Source organism: Cryobacterium glaciale (assembly GCF_004402535.1).
Classification (GTDB): domain Bacteria; phylum Actinomycetota; class Actinomycetes; order Actinomycetales; family Microbacteriaceae; genus Cryobacterium; species Cryobacterium glaciale.
Genome location: NZ_SOEY01000029.1, coordinates 107,807 through 116,178, shown reverse-complemented (window position 1 = coordinate 116,178; position 8,372 = coordinate 107,807). Strand labels below are relative to the sequence as shown.

General features: G+C 63.2%; 9 protein-coding genes. 1 reads left to right on the top strand and 8 read right to left on the bottom strand.

The window, feature by feature from the left end; genetic code table 11:
- From E3O06_RS14490 to E3O06_RS14470, 6 genes are all read right to left on the bottom strand, one after another.
- Positions 1-1,353, bottom strand: a 1,353-nt coding sequence (locus E3O06_RS14490) for a S8 family peptidase (RefSeq protein ID WP_134504086.1), incomplete at its 3' end; no start/stop codon positions are given.
- A gap of 178 nt (positions 1,354-1,531) precedes the next feature.
- A complete protein-coding gene (locus E3O06_RS17615) occupies positions 1,532-1,672 on the bottom strand; it encodes a hypothetical protein (RefSeq protein WP_166788222.1) in 141 nt (46 codons plus the stop codon).
- A gap of 814 nt (positions 1,673-2,486) precedes the next feature.
- Positions 2,487-2,948 (bottom strand): hypothetical protein, encoded by a 462-nt coding sequence (locus E3O06_RS14485; RefSeq protein ID WP_134504085.1) that lies wholly within the window; start codon positions 2,946-2,948, stop codon positions 2,487-2,489.
- A gap of 220 nt (positions 2,949-3,168) precedes the next feature.
- Positions 3,169-4,479 (bottom strand): LCP family protein, encoded by a 1,311-nt coding sequence (locus tag E3O06_RS14480; RefSeq protein ID WP_134504084.1) that lies wholly within the window; start codon positions 4,477-4,479, stop codon positions 3,169-3,171.
- A gap of 68 nt (positions 4,480-4,547) precedes the next feature.
- Entirely contained in the window at positions 4,548-5,015 is a 468-nt protein-coding gene (gene purE, locus E3O06_RS14475) for a 5-(carboxyamino)imidazole ribonucleotide mutase (protein WP_134504098.1), read from the bottom strand.
- A 70-nt stretch (positions 5,016-5,085) separates the two neighbouring features.
- Positions 5,086-6,240 (bottom strand): 5-(carboxyamino)imidazole ribonucleotide synthase, encoded by a 1,155-nt coding sequence (locus E3O06_RS14470; protein WP_134504083.1) that lies wholly within the window; start codon positions 6,238-6,240, stop codon positions 5,086-5,088.
- 126 nt (positions 6,241-6,366) lie between these two features.
- Here E3O06_RS14470 and E3O06_RS14465 point away from each other — a divergent pair, with 126 nt between their 5' ends.
- Positions 6,367-6,909, top strand: a complete 543-nt coding sequence (locus E3O06_RS14465; protein ID WP_134504082.1) for a GtrA family protein — start codon at positions 6,367-6,369, stop codon at positions 6,907-6,909.
- Here the strand turns inward: E3O06_RS14465 and E3O06_RS14460 are convergent.
- Together E3O06_RS14460 and E3O06_RS14455 are read right to left on the bottom strand one after the other, a co-directional pair.
- Positions 6,886-7,464: a PH domain-containing protein gene (locus tag E3O06_RS14460; RefSeq protein ID WP_134504081.1), complete on the bottom strand. Its 579-nt coding sequence runs from the start codon at positions 7,462-7,464 to the stop codon at positions 6,886-6,888. The two genes, E3O06_RS14465 and E3O06_RS14460, sit on opposite strands and share 24 nt — an antisense overlap.
- A gap of 8 nt (positions 7,465-7,472) precedes the next feature.
- Positions 7,473-8,294, bottom strand: coding sequence for a biotin--[acetyl-CoA-carboxylase] ligase (locus E3O06_RS14455; protein WP_134504080.1), 822 nt, complete (start codon positions 8,292-8,294; stop codon positions 7,473-7,475).
- Between the last annotated feature and the right edge of the window lie 78 nt (positions 8,295-8,372).

Below are 8,372 nucleotides of genomic sequence, written 5' to 3'. Positions count from 1 at the left end.
GACATTCACCCAGATATACGTCGACGCCGACGTCGTCTGATCCAACGACCAGCCAGAAATCTGAATGCCGCCCGGCACCCCGACAGCAGAATCAAACGCCCCCGCACCGATCGGCGCCGGAGGCGGCTGAACCGCAGAGGCCAACACCTGAACGAGGCGATCCCCATCGCCGGAGTTCCCATCGGAGATCGCCCTGGGAACCGACCACTCGATGATCTTGGCGAGGACCTGCGCCGGCGTGAATGTCGGGTTCTGACCAAGTATCAAACTGGCGATTCCTGCGGCATGGGGTGCCGCCATGGACGTGCCGGACGACTCCAGCGGCGTGGTGGAATCGTCGTAATTGAGAGATGGAATCAGCGATCCAGGGGCGAACACATCAACGCAGGAACCGAAGTTCGTCAGTGTCAGGCGCTTATCAGCCTGAGTTGAGGCACCGACGGTGATCGCATTCGGGGTACCCGACGGAGAGAAACCACACGAATCTGCAGCCGTGTCGATATACCCATCATTGTCGGTGTCCATCCCGTTGCCGGCAGCGACAGTGACAGTGAATCCGAGACCCACCATGTTTTCGACAGCATCGTCGAGCCACTGGTTCGACGGCCCACCGAGGCTCATATTCACAACGCTTTTCGCATCGTCCGGTCGATTGGGGTCAGTGATGATCCAGTCGAGTGCAGCCAACACATACTCGACGGATGTATCGCCCGCGCAACCGAACACCCGCACTGGAACGAGAGTGCTGTTCTTTGCAACACCATACGTTGCGCTCGAAATAATTCCAGCCACGTGCGTTCCGTGCCCCTGGCAATCCACAGTGTTTGACGGGTCTGTGACCGGCTGGTTGGGATCCAACGGATAAAAATTCTTTCCCCGGTTGACCCGGTTGCCCAGTTCTTGCAGATTTTCCTTAATTCCAGTATCAACGACATAATTAAAGACTCCGCTGCCGCCAGAGTCTGGGTAGGAATAGGCATCATCTACCGGCAAGGCCGTCTGATCCAGGCGTGAGAGATTCCAAGGAGCGTTATCCTGCTGGCCCATGAGCGCGAGAGGGCTGTCGCGCACGACCGACACCACAGACTTGAGTGCCTCAATCCTGGCGATTTCCGAGGGCGTGCCCGTCACTCGGACTGCATCGATGACATTAGAGAGGGTTCCCTCCGAAGTCGCCCCGATCTTGGCTATCTCATCGGCGACTGCACCCTGAGTTCCAGGACTGACCTCGATCAGGACCGTGTCCGCAGCGTCAGCAGCTGAGGCTGGGACTGCGGCGACAATCAGACTCATTGCCATGCCGATGATCGCAGAGAATGCGAAAATTCTGGGTGGTGCCGATCGCGTGACCATTCGTGGTTCCGTTTCAGATGCGCTGCGGCTCGTTCACACCCAGAAAAGAGCCCAGCCGAGACCGAATCTATCAGGTATACATCCTGGTCTGAGGGGCTCAGTGGAACTAATTAGGCTCTGGAGAAGGCCCGGCGCTTCTTACGCTTGTCACGTTTTGCCTGGCTGAGGTCGATCGTGGTCAGGGCCCTGCGGGGATCCAGCTGTTGCCGGTGAACGCGTCCCGCAGAACTTCGAACTCGTTCACGTCATGATTCCTGGCCGTGGACATCACGGAGCGGATGGCGACGAAGTTTTCGGCGCCTTCGTTGACCATACGCATCCCGAGATTTATCGGCGGAGTTGCAACATTCTGATGTCGCGATTGCCTGATTATTATCGAACGGAACCGTGAAGTCCGTAGTGAAGGGCAGCACATCGTCTTGGAGCGCGCCCGATCTGGTGAGCAGTCGCCGCGGCTCGATAGGGGCGACCCTATCCCCAATTTTGAGTGGACTCGGGCCGAGAAATGTTCATCACCCGTCGTGAACATTTGCGCATATCGCCGCCGGACGGCGTCGAACGCTTAGTTGGGCTGGTTGGTGTCTCCGCGTGAATTAGCCGTTCGAACCTGTCGATGCGTGCTGACCAAGAATTCGCTCACCTGTTTCTCCCATCCCAATTCCGGCGTGTCTTCACGGATTTTCTGCAACTCTCGTGCTTGGTGCGCGTTGCATGAGCCGTGGGCTACAGCGGTGAATGTTTTTGTAAGGTTCCCATCCGTTGTGAACCATCAACCCGGTGAATGACTGCAGCGCCCCGCCGTTCAACGTTCCCGTCAGTCCGTGTTTTACTTCGACGCGGAACACGCTGTGCGTGGTGGTGCCCGCGCAGTCATCCCACGCGAGACCACCGCCCCCGCGCACCCCGGTCTCGTCAACACGAGCGACCGCTCTAGCGGTGACTTCCTACTTGATCATTACGACGGTCTCGGCCAACAGCCCGGAGGTTTTCCATCTCAAGGAGGACGTCTACCCAGTGGACACGGGGACCTGAAAGAGATCCATGAACACGGCAGCGGTACGGGCGACAGGCAGATAGTGCAGATTGAGCAGATAGGCGCCAACCGCGTGCAGTCGCGGCCCGTAGGACCCCGCTCACGTTACGTCCGTCGGGGACACTCCCGCCGTGACGATGTCACACAGGCACTGCTCCTCGATCCGTTGATGCTCGTCCGTCTCCACCTGGATCGGCTGGACGTCGATGACTTTCTGCGTCGCGGCGATAATCCCGGCAATGCCACGCAACGAGTTTCCATAGCCTCGGCAATGACGTGGTTCCTGGCTGAAAACCCGGTCAGGAGTCGCCGTCATCGGCAAGGAAGCGCCACCACTGCCGGCATGTCTACTCTGCGGTTTGCCCGCCGCTTCCTGAAACGACCGAGCCTTGCTGGCTGGCCTGCTGAAACTGTCTGTGTTGAGCGGCTTCGAGATGATTGTCGAGTTCTTATCCAGCCGGGAACGCAACGTGGCGTTACCCTGCTTCATACGATCAACCCGCTTCCCCATCCGATCCGCTGTCGCCTTGAGCTCCGCGCGGTGACGAGCATCCTCCTCCATCAGGCCATCACCGTCGAAACAACTTGCCCGACGCGGGCACCCGGACCACGACGTCATCGTCGTAAGGAAAACACCCGAAATATTTCCAAACCACCGGTAACCGCAAAACCCACTCAGGCAACCTTGCTAGGAGCCCGAGATAGGCCGGATTGAGTCGGGATCGATATCGTGCGCTCGTGCCTTGCCGTCGTGCCACCCGAGGAACGACCGCACTCGCAGGCTACGGGGTCGGCGTGGCGGTGGGCGCGGGGGCCAGGGCTGCGGCGATCATGGCCTGGATGGCAACGTAGTCGGGGTCTTCGGGGTCGACGCCGTTCTCAGGGATCAAGGGCACCGACACGACCGGCAGTTCCTTGGTCTTCGACGCGAGGTTCACGAAGTAGCCGAGCATGCCCTGCGGAACATCCGTCTTCACGACGCGAGTGCCGGCGGCGGCCACGCCCTGAAACTTGGTGAGCACGTTCGCCGGGCTGGCCTGCGCGAGCAGGGCCTCCTGCATCTGGGTCTGGCGTTGCATGCGGTCGTAGTCGCTCGTGCCGTGCCTCGAGCGGGCAAACCAGAGGGCGTGGTAGCCGTCCATGTGCTGCATGCCCGGCTCAAACCAGAACAACACTTCGCTGAATGTCTCGTCGGTGTGCACCGGAACCCGGTTCTGCACGTCGATGTCGACTCCGCCGAGCGCGTCGATGAGGTCGGAGAAGCCCTGCATGTCGATGAGCACGAAATACTGAATCGTCAGTCCGGTGATGCCCTGCGCCGCCTCGAGCGTGGCCTGAATACCCGGGGAGCTGCCCTCGGCCACCGCGTTGGGATAGTACTCGGGGCGTTTCAACTCGGCCTCGGTGAAGATGGAGTTGAGCATGCAGGCCGAGACGTCGCATCCGTCGATGGAGCCGTAGCCCTCGGGGTAGAGCGCTCCGAGCGAGGAGCCGGCCGAGAACGGCGCGTCCTCCAGGTTGCGCGGCAGGCTGATGGTCGTGGCCTGGCCGGTCGTGGCGTCGATGCTGACCACCGAGAGGCTGTCGGGGCGCAGGCCGTCACGGTCGGCGCCGGCGTCTCCGCCGAGCAGCAAAATGTTGTAGCGGCCGTCGACCGGCGGTTCGCTCGGTCCGGCGACAAAGACAGAGGAGAGGAATCCGCTCGCCGAGGTGGCGACGAAGGCACCGTAGCCGGCGGTGCCGCAGACCACGACCATGAGCGCTGCGGAGAACGCTGCGATGATCGGGCGGGCGCCGGGCGCGGCCTTCACCAGGTTGATCAGGCTGAGGGTGTTGACGGTGAGTACGAGCCAGGTGAGCGCATAGAACGCGAGTACCGCGGCGGCGGCCCACAGGCCGATGGTGCTCGTGAAGACGGTGAGCAGCACTTCGGGCCAGAGCAGGTAGACGGCACCGGCGATGATCGCGATGGTAACCAGGGTGAGTGTGGCGCGCAGGCCGAACCGGCCGAGCCGACGGTTGCCGGCGAGCACCTGCGCCGACCCGGGAAGCATGAAATTGAGTACGACAAGCCACCACGCACGCGTCGTCATGATGCGCGTGGAGCCGGAATTCGGGAAGCGGATCGGGTCCGAAACACTACTCGGTGTCGTCAAACTACTCATAATCGCGTTTGGAGGTCCCTGTTCTTCTGCTCGACCATTTCTGCGAGCTGAACGGAATAGTCTTCGAGCTTCAGGCGCAGGCCGTCATCACTCGTGGCGAGAATCTTGATGGCGATGAGCGCGGCGTTCTTCGCCCCGCCGATCGACACGGTCGCCACGGGCACGCCGGCCGGCATCTGCACGATGGACAGCAGCGAGTCGAGTCCGTCGAGCAGCCCGAGCGGAACGGGCACCCCCACCACGGGCAGTGTCGTCATCGCGGCGAGCATGCCGGGCAGGTGCGCGGCTCCCCCGGCTCCGGCGATGATCACCTTGAGGCCGCGGGCCTGCGCGCTGCGGCCGTAATCGAGCATCTTCTCGGGGGTGCGGTGCGCCGAAACGACCTGCACCTCGTGCGCCACCCCGAAATCCTTCAGGGTTTGCGCGGCGGCGCTCATGACGGTGAAGTCGGAGTCGCTGCCCATGACCAGGCCGACGAGCGGCGCGCTGGGCACAGTGGATGTCTCGATGTTCTCTGGCACGCAGATGATCCTATTACGCTTCTATTGGTGCAGTGTCCTGAAAGATTTGTGCAGTGGCACGCGCCTGGTAGGCAACTTCGTCGAGATCGTCACCGCCCGCGGTGACGTGGCCCACCTTGCGGCCGGGCCGTGAGGCCTTGCCATAGTTGTGCACCTTCACGAGCGGATGCTGCGCCAGCGCCGCCTGATACCGGTCACCGAGCGAGCCTGACGCCGGTCCGCCGAAGATGTTTACCATGACCGTCCACGGGTCCCTGGCACCGGTCGCACCGAGCGGCAGGTCAAGCACCGCCCGCAGGTGCTGCTCGAACTGGCTGGTCGTGGACCCGTCGATGGACCAGTGACCGCTGTTGTGCGGGCGCATCGCCAACTCGTTGATGAGGAGGCGCTCATCCGTTGTCTGAAACAGTTCGACGGCGAGCACCCCGGTGACGCCGATGCCCTCGGCCACGGCCACGGCGATGTCGGTGGCGACATCCGCGAGACGCCCCATGGACTGGGGGGCCGGAGCGATGACCTCGGCGCAGACGCCGCCCTTCTGCACGGTCTCCACGACCGGCCAGACGGCGATTTCACCGCTCGGACGGCGGGCGACCACTTGGGCCAGCTCGCGGCTGAAGTGCACGAGCTCCTCGACCAGCAGGGCGCCGTCGTTGCCGTCTTCGGCGAGCGCCTGAAACCAGTCGTCGACGTCGTGTTCGTGGCTGACCACCCGCACACCCTTGCCGTCGTAACCGCCGCGGGCAGTCTTCACGACCGCGTGGCCGCCGTGCTGCTGCAGGAATTCGGCGAGGCCAGTGGCATCCGTTATGCGCGCCCAGTCGGGTACCGGCAGGCCGAGTTCGGCGAGTTTCTCGCGCATGAGCAACTTGTCTTGCGCGTAGAGCAGGGCGTCGGGGCCGGGATGCACGGTGACGCCCTCGCGCACGAGCTCGCGCAGAATCTCCTGCGGCACGTGTTCGTGGTCGAAGGTGATCACGTCGACGGTCTTCGCGAAGGCGAGCACCGTGGGCAGGTCGCGGTAATCGCCGACACTGACGGCGGCAAGCTCGGCGGACATACCGTCGGCTTCAGCGAGAACCTTCAGTTCGATGCCGAGGTTCACGGCCGCGGGAATCATCATGCGGGCCAGCTGGCCTGCGCCAATCACACCGACGGTCAAAGCCATCTGTTCACCATTTTCTATGCCAGCGTTCAGCTAAACGCGCGTGGATACCCAGCCCGGCGGTTTTGAACCGCCGTAGACTGCGAGACTTCAGTGCTTTTCTACTTTACCGAACCTCCGGACGGACGCATGTCGATCACCCTGAAGCAGCGCCTGCTCAGCTTTTTGAGCCAGGGCCTCAAGTTCGGCGCCGTCGGTGCGCTCGGCTTCGTGGTGGACTTCACCGTCTTCAACCTGCTGCGCACGACCGTGCTGGATTCGGACCTAGTGCACGCCGGCCCGATCTACGCCAAGGTCATCTCGACCGTGCTGGCCATCCTGGTGAACTGGCTCGGCAACCGTTACTGGACTTTCAGCAAGAACCGGCAGAACCACACCATGCGCGAGGGCCTGGAGTTTCTCGCCGTGAGCCTGGTGGGGATGGGCATCGGCATCGCCTGCCTCTGGTTCAGCCACTACGTGCTCGGCTACACGAGCGTTCTCGCCGACAACATCGCCGGCAACGTCGTTGGACTGCTGCTCGGCGCGGTGTTCCGCTTCACGCTCTACCGCTACTGGGTGTTTGCGCCGAGCCGGAGCGGCGCGCCGGCTCGGGGCGCGGCATCCGCTGGTATCGCATCTGTCAGCACGCGCACCGGGGCGATTCGCCTAACGGCGACCCCAGAACGCTGACTCGGCGGCGAGGGCCGACTGCTCTTGCCGGCGGGATCCCATGACGGTGCTCGCCTGTTCCATGAGGTCGTGCAGGGTGCTCTGCACGAGGTCGACGTTGGGAACGTCTTTCAGAATAAGCGGATGCTCCAACCCCGAATTGATCAGCACAGTACCCGAGTGGAACCCGGCCTGCACCCAGTTCTGCCGCACGCTCACGTCGTAGCCGCGGCTGTGCAGCAGTTCTTGCCGGGTGCGCACGAAGAATCCGTGCCGAAAGATGATGCGGCGGGTGGTGATCGTGTAGCGCTTGGTGAGCCAGGCGGCGAGCGGCAGCAGCCAGCCGAGAACGGCGAGCACGATGGCGCCGGCGAGCAGCGCCGCGTTCTGCCAGGGCTCGGGCAGGTTGCCGAAGTAGTAGCCGGTGGCGCCGGCCAGAGCGAACAAAAGCAGGGTGGGCCAGGCGAGCACCCGGGCGTGCGGGCGCAGGCGGGCGACGACCTTCTCAGGCCGGCTTTCGCGGGCGTAGCCGGAGGGTTCGGTCTCGTTCGTCTCTTCGAGCGCCTTCTTTTTCATTACCTCTATTAATACCTCAGGTGGGTGACATCGCCGGCGGCGACAGACCGTTCTTCGCCGTCGTCCTGGTTCACGACGTTCAGTCGCCCCTGCGCGTCGATGCTCGTGGCGGTGCCGACCAGATCGGTGCCGCCGGGCAGTTCCACCCGCACGACGCTGCCGAGGGTGCCGCAGAGTGCGGTGACGTCGGCGTGCAGGCTTTGAAGTGCGTCACCTTCGGCCTGCAGGAACGCCCGGTAGAGCGTGACAAGTTCGTGCAGGTAGGCGGCGAGCACCGCATCGGGGTCGGGCGCCGTGCGGGTGACCAGCAGCAGCGACGTGGAGGTGAGGGTGGGCAGGTCGTGTTCGTCGAGCGAGAGGTTGAGGCCGGCGCCGATGATGATGCCTTTGCCGTCGGGCAGCAGCTCGCACAGGATGCCGCACACCTTGTAGCCGTCGATGAGCACGTCGTTGGGCCATTTCAGGGTCACGTCGTGGCGGGGATCCTCGGCCTCATTCACGCCTTCGACCGGCTGCATACTTTGTGCGACCACTGTTGTGACGGCCCGGGTCATCGCGGCGCCGGCCAGCAGGGGGAACCAGCCGAGAGCGTGCGGCGGTAACTGCGGGCGCACGAGCACGGAGATGGCCAGGGCTTTGCCGGTCGGGGCCAGCCAGACGCGACCGAGCCGGCCACGCCCCTGGGTCTGGTTGTCGGTGACGACCACCGAGAGGTCGGGCCAGGCGGCGGCATCCGCTGTGGCAAGTTCTTTGAGCACATCGTTGGTCGAGGCGGCCTCGGACCGGTACTCGAACCGGGTCACCTCGGTGCGGCTGAGCGAAAACTCCATGGTGGCGACCCTCTCGTGTGCATAACTCCTGCAATTCTCCCGAATAAGGCCTCAAAACACCTATTTTTGGCGATTTCT